A 19,810-nucleotide genomic window follows, 5' to 3' on the forward strand; every position below is an offset into this window, starting at 1 on the left:
AAGATATATAAATAAATGACCAGATTTTTCTGGTCATTTATTTTCTATAAAAGAGTATAGTAGTTGCAAAAATAGGTTAAGTTGTTTAAAAAGAATACGGTCTAGGACAATATGGAGGACAAGGTCTAGGATATGGATAAGGTCTACCCTTTGGCCAAATAGCAGTCAAAATTAAAAACCATAAAAGTAAGCTTGTTCCAGATACATATTGAGTTTGAGGGGCAGAAAGAGTAGAGCTTTCCATGAGTATATCTTTAATTTTATCAATGGTTTCTATTTGTTCTGGACTATAAATCGTTCCTGTTTCCATAAAATAATCAAGTTCATGTATATATTGCTGAATAAGGTTTTGAGGAACTTGATTTTTTAATTTATACATTTCATCCCAGATATCCTCTTGAGGTAGATTTGCATATTGAGCTATAAATTCATCATAAGGATTCATGGTATAAGGCATATACGGCATAGAACCCATCATATAATAATACATAGTAATTTTTCCTCCTTTTCATATCTCCCAAAATTATGTTCTCCTTTAATATAAAATATGAAATGAATTTAGTATGTGTGACTAAAGTTTTAGGAATAGGAATCTATTGATTTTTATATCCAATCATTATAAAATGAACTTAGATTCATGAAAATATAAAATTGGATCATGTAAGAATCTTCAGATATAATGAAGGTATTAGATGAATGATAAAAATTTTATATGAGTCAATATCAATAGGATCAATGAGATGGTGAGGGAAATGTCATGGATATTGTAAAAAAATTTATGAAAAAATATAAAAAGAAATTTATGTATTATCAAAGATTGGCTGAATATTGTTGTACCAAATGTGAAGAGCAACTTAGTAAAAATGGGATTCATAGTATTGTTTCTTTTAGAGGGAAAAATCCTAGAAGTCTTGAAAAAAAAATTGAGTATAGAATGAAGGAAAATCAATATCATTCTATAGAGGAAATTTCTAAGGATATAAGAGATTTAGCAGGAGTTAGAATTGCGCTATATTTCCCTGGAGATGCACAAGAAGTAGAAAAGGTTATTCTTTCAGAATTTATATTAGTAGAAGAACCGTCAAGATTTGATGGAAGTTATTTAAAGTATGATAAAAGATTTGCAGGATATCGTGCAAATCATTATAAAGTGAAATTAAAAGAAAATATATTGATTGAAAATATACCTTATCAATCAGAAATTATAGAGATTCAAGTGGCTTCAGTACTTATGCATGCTTGGGCAGAGGTGGAACATGATTTGGCATATAAAGTACCAGATGGAGGTATTTCAGATATGGAATATGCTCTTTTGGCCCAATTAAATGGATTGGTCCATAGTGGAGAGGTTACACTAGAACAACTTCAAATTGCATTAAATAAAAGATTAGAAAGTGAAGAAAGGCATTTCCTAAATCATTATGAATTGTCTTCTTATATTTCAACAAACTTATCTGAAAAGATTAAAAATAAAATTACAGAGCCTACATTAGGAAGAGTAGATTTGTTGTTTGGAATTTTAAAACAGTTAAATATGAATAAGCCCTCAGACCTTAGAAAATACTTAAAGTTGGTAGAAACAGAGATACAGGATCGACCTATTTGCTTTCAATTGATTGAGAAAATATTAGGAGAAAACAAAGAAAAGTATTTTTCTGTGTATGAAGATTTTAGCAAAAGGCTAAATGAGGAAGTAAATAATGTATTTAATAATGAATTTGAGATAGATTATAAAAAAAGTAAATTTTTGATTGATGAATTTTTATTAAAGTGGGTACAACTTCAAAGCAAAATAAGAAATGATTTAAAAATTCAAGAAATAGATATGGTAAAAATTCAAACTATGGTAGAGGAATATTTTGAACAAAAACAATCTATTTATAAAAAAATTCAGGAAATGTCTCAAATGCGAAATGATATTATCAATGGAATTATTATTCCTTCAGAAGAAGATCTAAAAGATGCTATTGAATATTTAGAAGATCTTCTTGAAGGGAGACTAGAAGAGAAAAAGAAGGTTATATAAAGAAGAGGATGATTAATCATCCTCTTCTTTATATATAACTTTTAAAATAGTAATTAAAACTTCATCAAGAGTTTTTGCATTTGGATCTTCTGAAAATGTATGTGTGACTTTATCCATATAAATCCCCTATATAGATATATGTAAGAAAATAAACGGATATGATACTTAGTTTTGTATAAAATTTTCATTTGTATGAATTTTATAATTTACTATCTCTATCGAAAAATAATGAAAAATGTAAAAAAACAATAAAATGTATGGACAACCGTACCAGTTTAAATTATAATGAAAAGGAAGAAATATACATTATAGGGGGATGAAGTTATATGAAAAAGGTATTATCTTTAATTCTTGCTATGTTTATGCTAATGGGATTATTAGTAGGATGTGGCGACAAACAAGAAGAAGCATCAAAAACAAAGGAAGAAAAAATCAAAATAGGAGCATCTCTTTTAACTCAATCACATCCATTTCAAGTAGCTATTAAAGAAGCAATGGAAGCTGAAGCTTTAAGTCAAAATGTAGATTTAGATATTGCAATTGCAGATCAAGATTTAAGCAGACAAATTTCAGCAATTGAAGATTTTATTAATAAAGGGGTAGATGCTATTATTATTACGCCAGTAGATTCTGATGGTGTAAAGGGAGCAATTATGAAGGCAAAAGAAGCTAACATTCCTGTTATTACAGTAGATGTTAAAGCAAATGGAGTAGAGGTAGATTCTCATATTGCTACTGATAATTACACTGGAGGAATGATTGCAGCACAAGCTATGGCACAATTCTTAGGAGAAAAAGGAGAAATAGGACTTATTACATATCCAGAAGTTCAATCTGTTAGAGACCGTATAGATGGTTTTAAAAAAATGGCAGATACATATAAAGATCTAAAAATTGTAACAGAGTTACCAGGACGTACTAGAGAAGAAGCTAAATCTGCTTCTGAGGATATGCTTACTAGCAATGCAAATTTAAGTGGAATTTTTGGATTTGGAGATGATATGGCTATTGCAGCTACTACAGCTATCAAAGAAAGAGGATCAAATACAATAGTTGTTGGATTTGATGGACTAGAAGAAGCTAGAAAGTCTGTAGATGAAGACAATGCTTTTAGGGCTGTTGTAGTACAATATCCAGACAAAATGGGAGCAGAAGCAGTTAAAAATGCTGTAAAATTAGCAAAAGGAGAAACAGTAGAAAAAGAAGTTCCTGTTACACCAGGTCTTTATATTAATGAAAAAGGATTTGTACCAGTAGATGTACAAGACGGTCAAGTAAAAATTAATATGAATTAATCACTCATACAGAAGAAATACCATATACAGGTATTTCTTCAAATTTTTTATGAGCAACAATGTCTACTGAATGGGTTGTATCAATATATCAATAGAAAAGATGGTGATTTTTTGAATGCGATTCTTGAAATGAAAGGAATTAGAAAAGTTTTTCCAGGAGTCATCGCTTTAGATGGAGTAAACCTAAACTTAAAAGAAGGACAGGTTTTAGGTTTATTAGGAGAAAATGGAGCAGGAAAATCTACATTAATGAAAATATTATCAGGAACCTATCAGCCAGATGGGGGAATTATTTTTATAAATGGTCAAAATGTAGTCATAAAGGATGTAACTCATGCAAAAACATTAGGGATTAGTATTATTTATCAAGAACTTAGTTTGAGTCCTAATATGACTGTAGCAGAAAACATATTTGCAATGAAGGAGATTACTTCCTTTGGAATCATTAATGATAAAGAAATGAATAGAAGAACACAACAATTATTAAATGAATTAGGAATAGATATTTCTCCTACAACTATTGTAGATGAACTATCTATTTCCAATCAGCAGATGGTTGAAATTGCAAAAGCTTTATCTACAAAACCTAAAATTATTATTATGGATGAACCTACATCAGCCCTTAGTAATCAAGAAACAAAAAAGTTATTTGATATTATAAAAAAATTAAAAAAACAAAAAACTTCTATTATCTATATTTCTCATCGTATGGAAGAAATTTTTGAAATTACAGATGAGATCAGTGTATTAAGAGATGGAACTTATATTGGCACCGTTTCTACAAAGAGTACTTCATCGGATGAATTAATTAAGATGATGGTAGGAAGAGAAATGGATCAAGTTTATCCCCATAAAGATTTTCCATATCTAAAGGATGAAAAATTACTTGAAATAAAGGATTATCATAAACAAAATTATTTTCATCATATCAATTTATCTGTAAGGCCAGGAGAAATATTAGGTTTATATGGATTGATGGGATCAGGCAGAACAGAAATTGCACAAGGAATCTTTGGAATCTTAAAGAAAGATTTTGGAGAGATGATGCTTCGAGGTAAAAAAGTAAATATAGATTCTCCTTTTTCAGCTATTGAACATAAAATTGCTTTTGTCACAGAAGATAGAAAAAATGAAGGGCTTATCCTTACTTCTAGTGTTCGAGAAAATACCACAATGGCAAACATTGAAAAAATATTAAATAAATTTAAACTCATAAATGAACAAAGAGAGATGCATATCACAAAGGAACATGTGAAGAATTTGCGTATTAAAACTCCTCATGTAGAACAGATGGTCAATAATTTAAGTGGTGGAAATCAGCAAAAAATTGTTTTAGCAAAATGGTTTGAAATAGATCCAGCGATTTTAATATTAGATGAACCTACAAGAGGAATAGATGTAGGAGCAAAATATGAAATCTATAAGCTTATGATTGAGCTTGCTAAACGGGGAGTAGGGATTATTATGATTTCTTCAGAACTTCCTGAAATACTTAATGTATCAGATCGCCTATTGGTTGTAAAAGAACATGAGATTGTAACTGAACTAGATCCAAAGAAAACAACTCAAGAAGAAATTATGTCATATATTACTGGAAGAGGTGAATAAATATGATCCAATGGAAAGAATTATTATCTAAAAAGTCTATTAAAAGCCATGGAGGAGTATTATTAGCATTAGTAGGGCTTATGATTTTATTTTCATTTTTAAGTCCATATTTTTTAAAGACAAATAATATATTAACCGTTTTAACTCAAGTTTCAATTATTGCCATATTAGCCTTTGGAATGACTTTTGTACTAATGATTGGCGAAATAGATTTATCTGTAGGATCTATTTTAGCTTTGTGTGGGATTGTATTAGGAGTGATGCTATCAAATGGTTATAATCCAGTTGTATCTATTATAGTAGTGATTATAGCAGGAGCATTGGCAGGATTAATAAATGGGTGGATTAGTGCTCAATTTAAAATTCCTACTTTTATTGTAACGGTAGCTACTATGGGAATATTTAGGGGAATCGGATATGCTATTACAGATGCAAAGCCAATTCAAATTGATAATGAATTTATATTGAGTTTAGGAAATAAAAAAATATTTCAAATAATACCTGTTCCTGTAGTAATTGTGTTTATTATTTTAATCATTGCTCATATTTTCTTGGGGAAAACAAAGTTTGGAAGACAAGCGAAAATGGTTGGAGGAAATAAAGTAGCAGCAGAATATGTAGGGATTCATACAAAAAAATTACAAATGAAAATTTTTATGATTACCGGAATAGCAGCAGCTGTGAGTGCTATATTAATGACTGCAAGACTTTATTCTGCTCAGCCTAATACAGCAACGGGATATGAATTAGATGCCATTGCCTCAGCAGTATTAGGAGGAACAAGCTTATCTGGTGGATATGGGACAGTATTTGGTACTTTTATTGGGGCTGTCATCATGGGTGTAATCAACAATGGAATGAATTTAGTTGGAATGCCTTATTTTTATCAACAAATCGTAAAGGGATGTATTATCATTATTGCTGTATTTATAGATGTGAGAAATAAGGAACGTATGTTAAATAAATAATTTTTCATTGGAGTGATTGAAATGTCTGAAATTATTACTATAGGAGAAATATTAGTTGAAGTCATGGCTAAAGAGATAGAACAAAAATTTTATGAAACAAAAGAGTTTGTAGGACCTTTTCCAAGTGGAGCACCAGCCATATTTATTGACCAAGCTGCAAAATGTGAAAGCTCAGCTATGATTGTATCAGCAGTAGGGAATGATGGCTTTGGAAAAATAAATATAGATCGTTTAAAAAAAGACAATGTAGATGTTTCAAAAATAAAAATATTAAAAGATCAGACTACAGGAGTAGCTTTTGTAACTTATAAAAGTGATGGAGATCGAGATTTTATATATCATATTTCTAATGCAGCTTGTGGGTTTATAGAAAAAGAAGATATCAATGAAAAAGATTTTATGGATTGCAAGTATTTCCATATTATGGGTTCTTCCATATACAATGAAAACATTCATGATACTATTTTAAAGGGAATAGAACTTGCAAATAAAAATAATTGTAAAATTACTTTTGATCCTAATGTGAGAAAAGAAATTGTAACAAATGAGGGAAAAAGAAAAATTTTAGTAGATATATTAAAACAAGCTCATGTGATTTTAGCAGGAGAAAATGAACTTTTTTATTTAACAGGAATAAAGAATGAAAAAGAAAGTGTTTATAGTTTAATGAAAGAAAAAGCAGAGATCATTATTATCAAAAGAGGAAGCAAAGGAGCAACCTTATACGAAAAAGAAAGTGTGATAGATATAGATTCTTATTTGGTAAAAGAGATAGATCCTACAGGAGCTGGAGATTGTTTTGCAGGAACATTTGTATCTTGTATCAATCAGGGAATGAAGCCTTATATAGCAGCTAGATTAGCTTGTATAGCAGGAGCAAAGGCTGTAACTAGAAAAGGACCCATGGAAGGAAATACAACTTTAGAAGAACTTAAAAAAATTTATAAGGAGATGTATAAATAGATGGATAAAGGAAATGAATTTGTTTCTACAAAAGAGATGTTATTAAATGCACAAAGAGAAGGATATGCAGTACCTGCTTTTAATATACATAATTTAGAAACTGCATTAGCAGTAGTTCATGCAGCAGAGGAATTAAAAAGTCCTGTTATATTAGCAGCGACTCCTTCTACATTTAAATTTAATGGAAGACCCTATATTCATGCTATTGTAAGCAGTATTTCAAAATATGCAAAAGTACCTCTAACACTTCATTTAGATCATCATGAATCCTTTGATGAGATTAAAGAATCAGTAGATTTAGGATGCAGATCTGTTATGATTGATGCTTCTCATTATCCCTTTGAAGAAAACATTCGTATTGTAAAAAAAGTAGTAGAATATGTACATGCAGTAGGAGGAACAGTAGAAGCTGAGCTTGGAAAAATAGGTGGGAAAGAAGATGATTTATCTGTAGCAGATAAAGATGCTATGTATACAGATCCATCAGCTGCAAAGGAGTTTGTCGAAAGAACAGGAGTAGATTCCTTAGCAGTAGCCATAGGTACTGCTCATGGCTTATATAAATTTGAACCAAAGCTTGATTATGATAGATTAAAGGAAATAAGAAAAGTAGTAGATGTACCTTTAGTATTACATGGGGCATCAGGAGTGCCTGATGAAAGTATAAAAAAAGCCATAGAGCTTGGAATTTGTAAAATAAATATTGCTACAGAGCTTAAAATACCATTTACAAAAGCCATAAGAGAATATTTAATCCTTAATCAAGATGAAAATGATCCAAGAAAATACTTCTTACCAGCAAAAGAAGCAGTGAAAAAAGTAACAAAAGAAAAAATATTGCTTTGTAAGAGCAATAATAGAATATAGGTATTAATATGATAGGAACGATCACTTTGAATCCATCTGTTGATATATGTTATCATTTAGATGAATTGAAAGAAGGAGTCAATAGATGCAGTAATTATGGAAAAACAGCTGGTGGAAAAGGGATTAATGTATCTAAAGTTTTAAAAGATTTAGGTTGTGAAGTAATGGCACTAGGTCTTTTAGGAGGAGATACAGGAAATTTTATTGAAAGAGAACTGAAAAAAATCTCTATCCATACTCACTTTACAAAAATAGAGGAAGCTACTAGAAATTGTATTGCTATTTTAAATCATGAAAAACAAATAGAGATTTTGGAATCAGGGCCATATATAAAGGATGAAGAATCAAAAAAATTTATATATGAATTTTCAAATTTAATCAAAAGCAAAGATATAAATGTATTGGTAGCATCAGGAAGTATTCCAAATGGATTAGAAAAAAATTATTATAATAAACTTATAGATATGGCAAATAAAGAAAATATAAGGTTTGTAGTAGATACAAGTGGACAAGCTTTAAAGGAAGTAATAAAAGGATCTCCATATTTAATCAAACCAAATATTGATGAACTACAAAATTTATTAGATATAAAAATACAATCAGAAAAAGAACTCATTAAAGCTATGTATAGATTAAAAGACTATAACATAAAGATGATTGTAGTATCTTTAGGAAAAGATGGATGCATGGCCATGTATAAAGGCCAAATTTATAAAGTAAGTATTCCAGAGGTTATAGGAAAAAATCCTGTAGGATCAGGAGATGCTATGGTTGCAGGAATGGTAAAAGAAATTGATAAAAATAGTAGTTATGAAGAAATTTTAAGAGTAGGAAGCACCTGTGGAATTTTAAATTTCATAAATGAAAAAACTGGAGCTATTCAAATTTGTCAATTTAAGAATTATTATGATAAAATAAAAATACAAATCATAAAATAACTTGATAAAATCAATGAATAAAGCAGGTGCTAAAATGATTAATAAAAATTTAAAAACACCTATGTATTATCAAATAGAAGAGTGGATTAAATCTCAAATTGAAAAAAATATTTTTCAAGTGGATAAGGCCATTCCTTCTGAGCGAGAATTGACTGAGAATCTACAAGTTAGTAGACATACAGTAAGACAAGCCGTAGGAAATCTTGTGAATCAAGGATATCTGTATAGAGTTGCAGGAAAAGGTACTTTTGTAAAGGATCGAAACTTAATTCATAAAGAAAATAAATATACAAGCTTTTCTGAGGATATGATTTATCTAGGAAAAGAAGTGCAAAATAAGGTATTAAGCTTTAAGGTGGAAGGAGCATCTAAAAGTATTGCCAACAGACTGTCTATTAATGTAAATGATCCTGTTATAAAAATCAAAAGGGTAAGAATTGTAGAAGGTATACCTCTTTCTTATGAGATGATTTTTATCCCTAAAAAAATAGTGGGAGAGATGCCAGAGCATGTAGCAAAGGGATCATTAATAAAATATTATGAGGATGTTTTAAATTTAAATATTCATTATGCTTTGGAAACCATTGAATCTGTCATGGCTATAGAAAAAACTTCTAAAAAGCTAGAGGTCAATGAAACTATGCCTCTTCTATTGATAAGATCAAAATTATTTTTAGAAAATGGAAAACAACTTCATTATACAAAGAATTACTATAGAGGAGATAAATATAAGTTTACGATTAAACTTATAAGATAATAATAAAAAAGTGATCGTTTGATCACTTTTTTATTATTTAGGAACATGTGAAATTTCTATTGTTTATGTATTGGTTTGTTTATCTTTTTTACCTTCAAATAAATAAATACTAAGGATGATAATCAATCCTCCGAGTAATTGATTGATCGTTAATTTAGTGGAGAATATAATGAAAGATAATAATACTGTCATTAAAGGTTCAAGTAAACTTATTACAGAAGCTTTGCTTGCACCTATCAAAGAAAGTCCTTTTAAAAATGCAAATAAGCCTACAATTGTTGACCAAAAAGCGAGTATAAGAATACATATAAAAGTTTTTAAATTGATATTAAAATTCAATGTATGGGTTGCTAATCCATAACATAGAAAGTATATACAACATCCTAATGAAACATAAGTTGTAGCAATTAAAGAATCTATATGATGTAAAACTTTTTTATTCATTGTAATATATATAGTACTCATGACAGCGGCCATAATTACCATGATTATTCCTTTAATTTGTAGATTATCCCAAGGAGAGATTAAAATAAAACAGCAACCTACTATTGATAATAGTACACATATGATTTTTTTAAAGGTAATGGTTTCTCCTAGAAATAGGAATGCAGAAAAGGTAACAAAAATAGGATAGATATGATATATAAGTTCTCCAATAGAAGGAGAAATATATTTAAAGGCTGCAAAAAATAACAAGCATTGTGTACCATATGCAATAGATGCAATAATAAAGAATTTATACAGTTTTTTACTTTCTAAAAATACAGTTTTATTTTTAAAATACAAGTAAGCTAAAAAAATAATGGCTGAGATTAAAAATCTATAAAACAACATAGTGGAAGAATTAGAGCCATTATTAAAACCTATTTTAGCTAGAATAGGAATAACACTAAACCCAATAGTTGAAATGACAATATAAATGGTTCCCTTTACATTATTTGTTAAAGATTTTTCTTTCATTATACATTCTCCTTACCCCACCAACATTCATTGTAATTACCAAAAACATCATTTGTATTTAAAAAAGCATCACCACGACACCCATAGAAACATGATTTTAATCTATGCTCACAGCTTTTACAGGCTCCTTTTATATTTTTATCAATGTTCCTTAGGTTGACTAGCCATTCATTTGACCAAAGATTTTTTAGAGAATTTTCATGATAATTATCTAATGATATATTAATTCCTGCACAGGGTTTTAAATATCCAAAATTATCTATTAACATACTATAGTACAATTCTGCACAAAAAAATCCTACAAAAGAAGGTGCAGGGAACCATTCGATGTTAAATTCTTCTTGGTCAATAGTTAGTAATCTATAGAAAATATCCTTAATTTGTTCATTAGTTAAATATAAATTTGGATTTTCAACAGCATTTCCTTTTTTTAATACTGTTTCAAAGTAAGGGAAGATATTATTATTGCGTGCAAATCGATACATATGAGGAATTTCTTCTATGTTATGAGGTGTCAAAATAGATTGAATGGCAAGCTTATGTGCATTATTCTTAGTATCATTATAATGTATATAAAGTAAATTATCCAATCCTTTTTTGATTTTTTTTCCAGACCCTTTTACACCAACAAAATAATCTTGTACCTCTGCTTTGAAGCTATTAAACTTCAAAACAATTGAAACATCTAATGAGAATAACTTTTCAATCAATTCTAATGAACTCATATGGTGAATTTTATAAGAAAGGTTATCGTCGCCTAAAAAAGTTCCATTGGTATAGATTATACATTTCATACCCAGTTCTTTTATATATTGAGCAATATCCAAGATCCGATCATCCATTAAAGGTTCTCCGGCTCCAGATATTTTAATCGATTTTATTCCAAGGTCTTTAGCTTCTTTTAATATATTGTAATATTGCTTTATAGTTAGTTCATTAAATTTTTCATCTGATGCTTCTATGAAACATGATGGACATTTTACATTACATATACCACGAGTGTATAAGGTAAGTAGCATAGGCTTATTTTCTTTTTTTGCTGTTTCTATGTCATTTAATGAAAAATTCAATCCGTCTATATTAGGTGTAATAGATTGTTTTATCAATGGTAATCCCCCTTTATTTGATTTTATAAATTTGATAATTTTTCCTTTATGTATTTAGGACAATTATGTTCAAATGATTTTGTTTCCATATACATAAGTGCCCAACAACCGTTATTACAATTAGTTTTAGAATTATTTTTATGGAAAAAATCACAGGCTGTACATTCTTGGTTGGCTTCATCTCTTACGGCACGAAAAACTTTATTATTATTCCAAACATCTAATACATCATTGGTATATACATTTGTATTCATCAAATGATTTGGAAGAAGGAAACAAGGCACAAAATCACCATTAGCTAGAAGATAAGCACTTTCTTTTCCATCTATACATTTATGAAATATAAATTCTGGATCATCGATTTCATATAATTTTGAAGCTTCTTCAATACAAGGAGTTAGATAACAGCATGTAAGTTCTAAAATACATCCTTTTTGTTTTTCTTTATATGTTTTAAGAACAGTATCTACTAATTTATTGTAAGGAAGCATCATATCCCAACTGGCATATCCTGTGGGAATTAAGAATTCAATTTTATGATGTTTTACACCTAAATCATATAGAAGTTTATGTATATTTGGGAGATCAGAAATGGTATCTTTTAGCAATATTGTTTCGACTTTAAGCTTTTTTTTACGTTTTTGTGTTATATATCTAATATTATCCATTAATTTTTCTCGATTAGTTAAATCACCACCTCTAACTCTATTGGTCATCTGTAAATCATAATCGTTAAATGACGTATGAAAAGTATGAACATTGTATTGATCTATTAATAAATCTATATCTTCATAATTTAATAGTGTCAGATTAGAACTAATAATAATTTCTATATCTAAATCTTTAACAAATTCTAATGCTTCGAGAAGTCTTTCCCATGCTAATATTACCTCACCTCCTGTGAATAAAACCTTTTTTGGTTTTAGTTTTAGAATGGTTTCTTGGATTACCTCTAGAGGTAACCAATTCTTATGATCGCTTCTTAACTTTGGACTATTACCACAATAGATACATGAAAGGTTACAATCGCTGGTTAATTGGATTTCTAATAAATTTAGTGGATGATAAGTTTTTGAACTGGGCATATACTACTTCCTCCCTAATAAATAAATTTTAAGTAAAGACAAGCTATTTTAATATATATTCTATGTATATGATAGATATGAAAATATTTACAAAAATGTAATTTACATAAAAACAAGATATTAGAAGATATTAAGAAAATAAAAATTTTGATGATCATTATTTTTACATTTTATATAAAAGAGTAGGATGATTTTATATAATAGAATATAAAGAGATGATTAAGAAAGAATTAGATTTTAAAGGAGTGAAAAAATGAAAATTTTACATACAGCAGATTGGCATTTAGGAAAGAATCTTGAAAATGCTAGTAGACTTGAGGAACAAGAAAAATTTATAGAAGATTTCGTAGATATTGTTGAAAAGAATTGTATAGATTTAGTGATCATTGCTGGAGATATTTATGATCATAGTAATCCAAAAGCTCAAGCAGAAAAATTATTCTATAAAGCATTAAAAGAAATATCAAAAGGGGGAGAAAGAATTGTATTAGTCATTGCAGGAAATCATGATAATCCTGAAAGATTAGTAGCTGCAAGCCCTCTAGCTTATGAGCAGGGAATTATTCTACTACCGTACCCAAAAAGCTGTGCAGAGATAGGAAACTGCGGAAGACACAAAATTATAGATGCAGGGCAGGGGTATTTAGAAGTAGAGATTCATAAAGAGCGGGCTGTGATTATTACCCTTCCCTATCCTAGTGAAAAAAGACTTCAAGAAATCATATATGAAGAGATTGGAGAGGAAGAAAGGCAAAAGACTTATAGTAGTAAAGTTGGAGAAATATTTAAAATACTTTCTTCAAAATACCGAGAAGATACTATAAATATTGCAGTTTCACATTTATTTGTAATGGGTGGAGAAGAAACATCATCAGAGCGAAATATTCAATTAGGAGGAAGTTTAGCAGTAAATGTATATGATCTTCCATTAGATGCTCAATATATTGCATTAGGACATTTACATAGACCCCAAGAGATTAAAAATAGTAAGACAAAAGTAGTTTATGCTGGCTCTCCTCTTCAATATAGTAAAAGCGAAATAGGATATAGCAAATGTTTATATATAATAGATATAAATCCTGGGAAAGAACCAAAGATAGACAAAGTATTATTACAAAACTATAAACCTATTGAAGTATGGAGATGTGAAAACATAGAAGAAGCTATAAAAACTTGTAAAGAAAATGGAGAAAGAGATGTGTGGGTTTATCTTGAGATTAAAACAGATGAGTATATTACCCAAGAACATATCAAAATAATGAAGGAATTAAAGAAAGATATACTAGAAATCAAACCTATTATAAAAGAAAGTGAAGCTCAGCTAAATGAATTTTATGATATAGAGGAGAAAAGTATAGAGGAATTGTTTGGAGATTTTTATTTTCATCAAAGAAAAGTGCATCCAACAGATGAATTAATGGATTTATTTTTAAAAGTTGTCCATGAGGAGGATGAAGAGGATTGAGACCTATTTGTTTAAAAGTAAAAGGATTAAATAGTTTTATAGATGAGCAAATTGTTGATTTTAAATCTCTTACAGAGAAAGGACTATTTGGAATTTTTGGTCCTACAGGAAGTGGAAAATCTACTATATTAGATGGAATCACTATTGCTTTATATGGAGAAATTGTAAGAAAAAATAAAGATTTTATCAACACAGATTGTGATGATTTATTGGTAAGCTATGAGTTTCAAATTGGAAAAGGAGATGAGAGAAAATCCTATATTACTCAAAGAAATTTAAAAAGAGATAAAAATGGAGCTGTTAAAACAAAATATGCTAGGCTTATAGAAAAAGAAACCAATGAAATCATTGCAGAAAAGCCTACAGATGTGAAAAGCAATATAGAAAAAATATTAGGTCTTACATTAGATGATTTTACTCGTTCGGTAGTATTGCCTCAAGGAAAGTTTAGTGAATTTTTAAAGCTCAAAGGAAAAGATAAAAGGGATATGCTAGAGAGGATTTTTAATCTTGAAAAGTATGGAAAAAAGCTAGGAGAAAAAATTAAAAAGGCTAGAAATAAAAATATAAAAAAACAAAATGAATTAAATGGAGAGCTCAAAGGATTTGAAGGAATATCAGAGGAAATTTATCAAAAAAACAAAGACGAATTAGATCAATTAAAGATGGAAGAAAAAGAAATCATAGACAAAAAAGAAAAGTCTCAAAGAGATTATGAAAGATATAAGGATATATGGAATCTTCAAAAAGAATTGAGAGAATATGAAAAAAAACTAAAAGAATATGAAATGAACAAAGATGAAATAGACAAGCTCACACAAAAAAGTCAAAGAGGAGAAAATGCATTTTTTATTAAACCCTATATAGATGAACTCATGAAAATAGAAAATGAGCAAAGAATAAATGAAAAAGAGCTTATAAAAGAGAAAGAAGAACTAAAAGAACTAGATGAAAAAATACTTAAAATAGAAGAAGAATACAAAAGATCACAAAAAATAAAAGATGAACAAATCCCTATTTTAAGCAAAAAAGAAATACAGCTTCAACATGCCATTGAGCTAGAAAAAGAAACAGACCAAATTAAGCAAGAAAGAGAAAAATTATTAAAAAATTATTATGAGATTTTAAAACAAAAAAATGATTTAGATGAAAAAAGAAAAGAAAATGAAGAGATACAAAAAAATATTACAAATGTGTTGAATGAAAAAGAAATAAGGATGCAACAGATAAGAATCAATAGAAATGATAAAGAAAAAATAGAAAATGCTTTAGAGATAGAAAGACAATATAAAGATCAAAAGAAAAGACAAGAAGATATACAGAAAAAATTAAAAGAAAAAATAGATAGTTTTTCTAAAAATAAAAAGGATTATGAAGAAGTTATTACAATAAAAAGAGCAAAAGAAGAAAATTTTAAAATCCTTTTAAAGGAACAAGCGAATTTAAAAAATCAGTGTCCAGGAGATAGCGATTTGCTTCTGAAAAAGCAAAGAGAAGAAAGTGAGTGGGCACAAAAGGTAAAAATTTATCAACAAGATTTTATGAAAAAAAATGAACTGAAGATTTTATATGATCAGAATCATAAAAAGAAAATAGATGCAGAAGAAAAAATAAATAAAGAGAAAAAGAAAATAGAAAAAAAAGAGAATATAAAAAAAATATTAGAAGAAGAAATTAGTGAAATGATAAAGAGTGACCAAGCTTTTATGATTGCTCAAGATTTGAAAAAAGGACAACCTTGCCCTGTTTGTGGATCTATACATCATGAAAAACTAGCAGTAAAAACAGATGATACTATTTTAGAAAATAAAAAAGAGAATGATAAAGCTTTACAAATAGAAATAGAGAAAATGAATCAACACATGAGAGAAGAGGAAAGCAATCTCATTTTTTATGAAAGAGAAGAAAAAAGATTAAAAAGTGAAATTAATATTTTAAATGAAAAAATAGGAGAAATAAATTTAGAGGAAATTTTAGTTTTGTATGAAAAAATGAAAGAAGAATTTAAAATTTTACAAAAAAAAATGAATCATTGGAATGAACAAAAAGAAAATATGGATGAAAAAGTAGAAAAAATAAAAAATGATAAAATTCATATAGAACAAAAAGAAATAGAACTAAAAGGATATATTACTTATGATGAAGAGAATATTATGGCTCTTCAAAAGGAATTATCCATACTCCAAGAGGAATTGGATATTTTATATGACAAGTATAAGATATATCAAGACCAACTCAAAATACAAAATTTCAAAGAAGAAATGGAAAAAATAAAAAAAATAGAAGAAGAAATAGAAAAGCTACAGGAAGAGCAAAAAAGTTCAAGGAAAGAAATAGACGAGAAAATACAAATGAAAGAAAAAATAAACAAGGAAATGAATTTATTAGATATAGAATTAAATAGTATTTTAGAGGTAGGGAAAGAAAAGAAAAATAGGATAAATAAAAATGAAAAGGAATTAAAAAATATTACAGATGGAAAAGACCCTAAGAACTATATAGGACAGATTCAAAATAAAATAGATGAAATCAATCATTGGGTAAAAAATTTAAATGATGAATTAGAAAATATAAAAAATAAAAAAGAAAATTTAAAAAACTTGATTAGTAGTACAAAGGGAAAAAATGAAAATCTTATCAAGCAAATACAACAATGTTATAAAAGAATAGATGAATTATTAAAAGAGTATTCTTTTGAAAGCAAAGAAGAAGTATTAAAATATTTTATTTCTAAAGAAGAAATAGAAAGTATGAATCAAAAAATTAAAAATTTTGAGGATGAATTTAAAAATATTTTAAGAAATATAGATAGAATTAAAAAATTGTTAAAAAATGATAGGATAGATGAAGAAACTTGGAATAAAATTGTACAAGATCAAAGAAAATATGAAGCTTTGTTTAAAGAAAAAATTATTCAGATTGCTTCTTTAGAACATACACTGAACAAAATGAAATGTGATTTAGAAAAAATAAAAGATCTACAAAAAATGTACTTAGAAGTTGAGCATCAATTAAGTATTTTGAGCGACATAGAAAAATTGATACAAGGAAATAAATTTGTAGAGTTTGTAGCCATGAATCAATTAAAATATATAGCTAGAGAAGCATCCAAATATCTTATGGGTATTACAGGAAGGTATGCATTAGAAATAGATGATGAAGGCAACTTTACCATAAGAGATGATAAAAATGGAGGAGTGGTAAGAGAAACAGCCTCTTTGTCAGGAGGGGAGACTTTCTTAACTTCATTAGCACTAGCATTATCACTATCTTCTCAAATTCAATTAAAGGGAAGTGCTCCTTTAGAATTTTTCTTTTTAGATGAAGGCTTTGGAACTTTAGATGCAGACCTTTTAGAGGTAGTTATGACATCTTTAGAAAAGCTTCATACAGACAAATTATCTGTAGGAATTATAAGCCATGTAGAGGAATTAAAAAATAGGGTTCCTATAAAGATTATCGTAACTCCAAGTGAGTATGGAGTTAGAGGAAGTCAAGTGAAGCTTGAATATAGTTAATTGAGAGTCTACAAATAAAAGAGTATTAAAATTATTTGTAAAATGATTTTGAGATTTCTTTTTTGTATTTTTATTGGTATTTTGAGGAGTTTTAATAGAAACAAGAAAATTTTTAAATGATATAATATAAGTATTAAAATCAACTATCATATACGATTTTAAATAGGAATTAGAGGTGAAAAAATTGATACTTCAAAATGTGGGTCTAGTTTTAGAAGGTGGAGGAATGAGAGGGGCTTATACAGCAGGAGTTTTAGATGCTTTTATGGATGAAAAAATTAAAACTTCTTATATCATAGGTGTTTCTGCTGGAGCTAATAATGGCGCTGACTTTATGTCAGACCAAAGAGATAGAAATAAAAAGGTTTTTGTAGATATAGTTAAAGATCCAAGGCATTCAGGACTACTAAATTTGTGTAGAGAAGGAAGCTATTTTGGAATGAATTTTATTTTTAATACAGTAGCCAATGAATTGATTCCTTTTGATTATGATACTTTTTATAATTCTCCGGTTACATTTAAAGTATGTACAACAGATTGCAAAACAGGAGAGGCTGTATATTTTAGTCATAAGGATTTTGAACCTAAATATTTTGCGCAAAAAATATTGAGAGCTTCCTGTAGTTTACCTATCATTTCATCTGCTGTAGAGATAAAGGGACGTAAATACCTAGATGGAGGAATGGTAGATCCTATTCCTATCCAAAAATCTATAGAAGATGGAAATAAATATAATATTGTAATTCTTACAAGAAATAAAGGCTATCAGAAAAAGCCTTCGAGATTTCATTTTATCATGAAAGCTTTTTTACATAAATATCCTGAGGTAGGGAAAGCCCTTAAAAATAGATATAAAAAATATAATGATTGTATAGATGAAATCAATAGACTTGAGGAAGCGGGAAAGGTTTATGTATTTCGTCCACAAAAAGAATTATTTGTAAATCGTTTAGAAAAAGATATTGAAAAATTAAATGATTTATATGAGCAAGGATATTATGAAGCAATGGAGCAAATGGATAGTTTTAAAAATTGGATAACAAATATAAAAAAATATAATAGTTTAAGTTTATAACATGCCATATTTCTTTTTTATTAAAGCAAGGATTAGAATCATAATAGGAAAAATGACTTGAAAGGGAAAAGCGTAATATCTCCATATGGCATTTGTCCATAAACTTACATCTATCATATTTTTATGTAGAAAATCTGATAAATTAAGCATAAATAAAGCTATTGGAGTGACGATGAATCTATAGTCTTTCATATTGAATATTTTTGTAATTCCTTTACAAGCAGCTAATAAACAAATAGATATTTTAACAAATCCACCTAAAAAGAAGGATATGGATACAATTACTTCAATTCTTTGTAAAAAATCACCGATCATAATTCTGCTTACAGAAGCATAGGAAGGGAAAAATAAAGATGTGTAAGAAGGAACTCCTAAGGTTAAAAGGTTTGTTAAACTAACGGTAAAAATTAGAATGCTTCCAATGATTAACCCTATAGAATATATTTTATAGGGTGATTTTTTATGTTTAAATTTTGAAAAAACAAAACAAAAAACGATAGTTTCTGCAAAAGGAAAGGAAAATATTCCAAAAGCTCCCTTCATAATAGGCAATATTCCATGTGATAATATGGGATAAATACGATTGATATTAAATTCAGGAATTAGCAATAAGGTGCCTATTACAACTGAACATATTACTCCTAATATACTAAGTTGTGCCCACCTACCTAATAGGGTTATTCCTTCTTTTATAGCCCAGGTACATAAAAAGATAATGCATATCATAGGAATCATTTTGGGAGTTTCAGATATAGAAATGATAGTAGGGAATTCACCAAAATCATTTAAGACTAATGTACCTAAATGAATAGAAAACCAAACATATAGTAAACATAGCGTTTTCCCTAAAAGTTTTCCTAATACGAGTTCAAAAATGTCAAATAAGTTCTTGTGAGGAAAAAGGGAATGAAGTTTAGCATAAATGATCAATACGGGAAATGCAAATAGGATAGACAATAAAATAGCTAGCCATGCATCTTGTTTTGCTTCTCCTCCTATTCCAAATAAGAGAGCACTTCCTCCTATAAACAAAACCATAAGGGATATAGCTTGATGGTCTGAAATCATTTCTTCTTTCATATTTTTCCCTCCACAAAATAGCATAGAATACATTTATTATTTCCTATAAGAGATCAATCTATCCAATAAATAAAAGGATGATTGTTTTAATGAAGTTTA

At 28.4% G+C, this 19,810-nt stretch carries 16 protein-coding genes; 11 read left to right on the forward strand and 5 right to left on the reverse strand.

The genetic code is table 11. The features are described 5' to 3' along the window. Positions 1–85 precede the first annotated feature (85 nt). A complete protein-coding gene (locus BN2409_RS05790; RefSeq protein WP_053955698.1) occupies positions 86–490 on the reverse strand; it encodes a hypothetical protein in 405 nt (134 codons plus the stop codon). A gap of 267 nt (positions 491–757) precedes the next feature. On the opposite strand from BN2409_RS05790, the gene BN2409_RS05795 reads away from it, so the two are divergent. The 8 genes from BN2409_RS05795 to BN2409_RS05830 all read left to right on the forward strand — a co-directional run bounded on the left by BN2409_RS05795 (position 758) and on the right by BN2409_RS05830 (position 9,422). Then, complete coding sequence (locus BN2409_RS05795) at positions 758–2,026, forward strand: RelA/SpoT domain-containing protein (protein ID WP_053955699.1); 1,269 nt, start codon at positions 758–760, stop codon at positions 2,024–2,026. A 326-nt stretch (positions 2,027–2,352) separates the two neighbouring features. Continuing rightward, the gene (locus tag BN2409_RS05800; RefSeq protein ID WP_110942976.1) at positions 2,353–3,321 is read left to right on the forward strand and encodes a substrate-binding domain-containing protein; all 969 of its coding nucleotides are present in this window, start codon (positions 2,353–2,355) and stop codon (positions 3,319–3,321) included. Positions 3,322–3,450: 129 nt separating this feature from the next. Further along, positions 3,451–4,929: a sugar ABC transporter ATP-binding protein gene (locus BN2409_RS05805; RefSeq protein ID WP_053956221.1), complete on the forward strand. Its 1,479-nt coding sequence runs from the start codon at positions 3,451–3,453 to the stop codon at positions 4,927–4,929. Positions 4,930–4,931: 2 nt separating this feature from the next. Then, the gene (locus BN2409_RS05810; RefSeq protein WP_053955700.1) at positions 4,932–5,897 is read left to right on the forward strand and encodes an ABC transporter permease; all 966 of its coding nucleotides are present in this window, start codon (positions 4,932–4,934) and stop codon (positions 5,895–5,897) included. A gap of 21 nt (positions 5,898–5,918) precedes the next feature. Next, entirely contained in the window at positions 5,919–6,860 is a 942-nt protein-coding gene (locus BN2409_RS05815; RefSeq protein WP_053955701.1) for a sugar kinase, read from the forward strand. Next, complete coding sequence (locus BN2409_RS05820) at positions 6,861–7,727, forward strand: tagatose bisphosphate family class II aldolase (protein WP_053955702.1); 867 nt, start codon at positions 6,861–6,863, stop codon at positions 7,725–7,727. It abuts the gene before it with no gap. Between the two features lie 8 nt (positions 7,728–7,735). Beyond that, positions 7,736–8,665: a 1-phosphofructokinase family hexose kinase gene (locus tag BN2409_RS05825; protein WP_053955703.1), complete on the forward strand. Its 930-nt coding sequence runs from the start codon at positions 7,736–7,738 to the stop codon at positions 8,663–8,665. 34 nt (positions 8,666–8,699) lie between these two features. Continuing rightward, positions 8,700–9,422 (forward strand): GntR family transcriptional regulator, encoded by a 723-nt coding sequence (locus tag BN2409_RS05830; RefSeq protein ID WP_053955704.1) that lies wholly within the window; start codon positions 8,700–8,702, stop codon positions 9,420–9,422. A gap of 63 nt (positions 9,423–9,485) precedes the next feature. Here the strand turns inward: BN2409_RS05830 and BN2409_RS05835 are convergent, their stop codons facing one another. The 3 genes from BN2409_RS05835 to BN2409_RS05845 are packed head-to-tail and all read right to left on the reverse strand — an operon-like array spanning position 9,486 to position 12,573. Continuing rightward, complete coding sequence (locus BN2409_RS05835) at positions 9,486–10,382, reverse strand: DMT family transporter (protein ID WP_053955705.1); 897 nt, start codon at positions 10,380–10,382, stop codon at positions 9,486–9,488. After that, entirely contained in the window at positions 10,382–11,488 is a 1,107-nt protein-coding gene (locus tag BN2409_RS05840; RefSeq protein ID WP_053955706.1) for a radical SAM protein, read from the reverse strand. Before BN2409_RS05840 ends, BN2409_RS05835 begins: the two co-directional genes overlap by 1 nt. A 23-nt stretch (positions 11,489–11,511) precedes the next feature. Further along, positions 11,512–12,573 (reverse strand): radical SAM protein, encoded by a 1,062-nt coding sequence (locus BN2409_RS05845; RefSeq protein ID WP_053955707.1) that lies wholly within the window; start codon positions 12,571–12,573, stop codon positions 11,512–11,514. 253 nt (positions 12,574–12,826) lie between these two features. Here BN2409_RS05845 and BN2409_RS05850 point away from each other — a divergent pair, with 253 nt between their 5' ends. The 3 genes from BN2409_RS05850 (at position 12,827) to BN2409_RS05860 (ending at position 18,631) form a co-directional block, all read left to right on the forward strand. Beyond that, positions 12,827–14,038 carry an exonuclease SbcCD subunit D gene (locus tag BN2409_RS05850; protein WP_053955708.1) on the forward strand — a complete coding sequence of 404 codons (1,212 nt, stop codon included), beginning with the start codon at positions 12,827–12,829 and terminating at the stop codon, positions 14,036–14,038. Continuing rightward, on the forward strand, positions 14,035–17,556 hold the full coding sequence (locus BN2409_RS05855) for an SbcC/MukB-like Walker B domain-containing protein (RefSeq protein ID WP_053955709.1): 3,522 nt from the start codon (positions 14,035–14,037) through the stop codon (positions 17,554–17,556). The genes BN2409_RS05850 and BN2409_RS05855 overlap by 4 nt, the downstream gene beginning before the upstream one ends. A 175-nt stretch (positions 17,557–17,731) precedes the next feature. After that, positions 17,732–18,631, forward strand: a complete 900-nt coding sequence (locus BN2409_RS05860) for a patatin-like phospholipase family protein (RefSeq protein WP_242847915.1) — start codon at positions 17,732–17,734, stop codon at positions 18,629–18,631. On the opposite strand, the gene BN2409_RS05865 is transcribed toward BN2409_RS05860, so the two are convergent. After that, entirely contained in the window at positions 18,626–19,711 is a 1,086-nt protein-coding gene (locus tag BN2409_RS05865) for a GerAB/ArcD/ProY family transporter (RefSeq protein WP_053955710.1), read from the reverse strand. The genes BN2409_RS05860 and BN2409_RS05865 overlap by 6 nt on opposite strands. Between the last annotated feature and the right edge of the window lie 99 nt (positions 19,712–19,810).

It is taken from the genome of Inediibacterium massiliense, assembly GCF_001282725.1.
Lineage (GTDB): Bacteria > Bacillota > Clostridia > Peptostreptococcales > Thermotaleaceae > Anaerophilus > Anaerophilus massiliensis.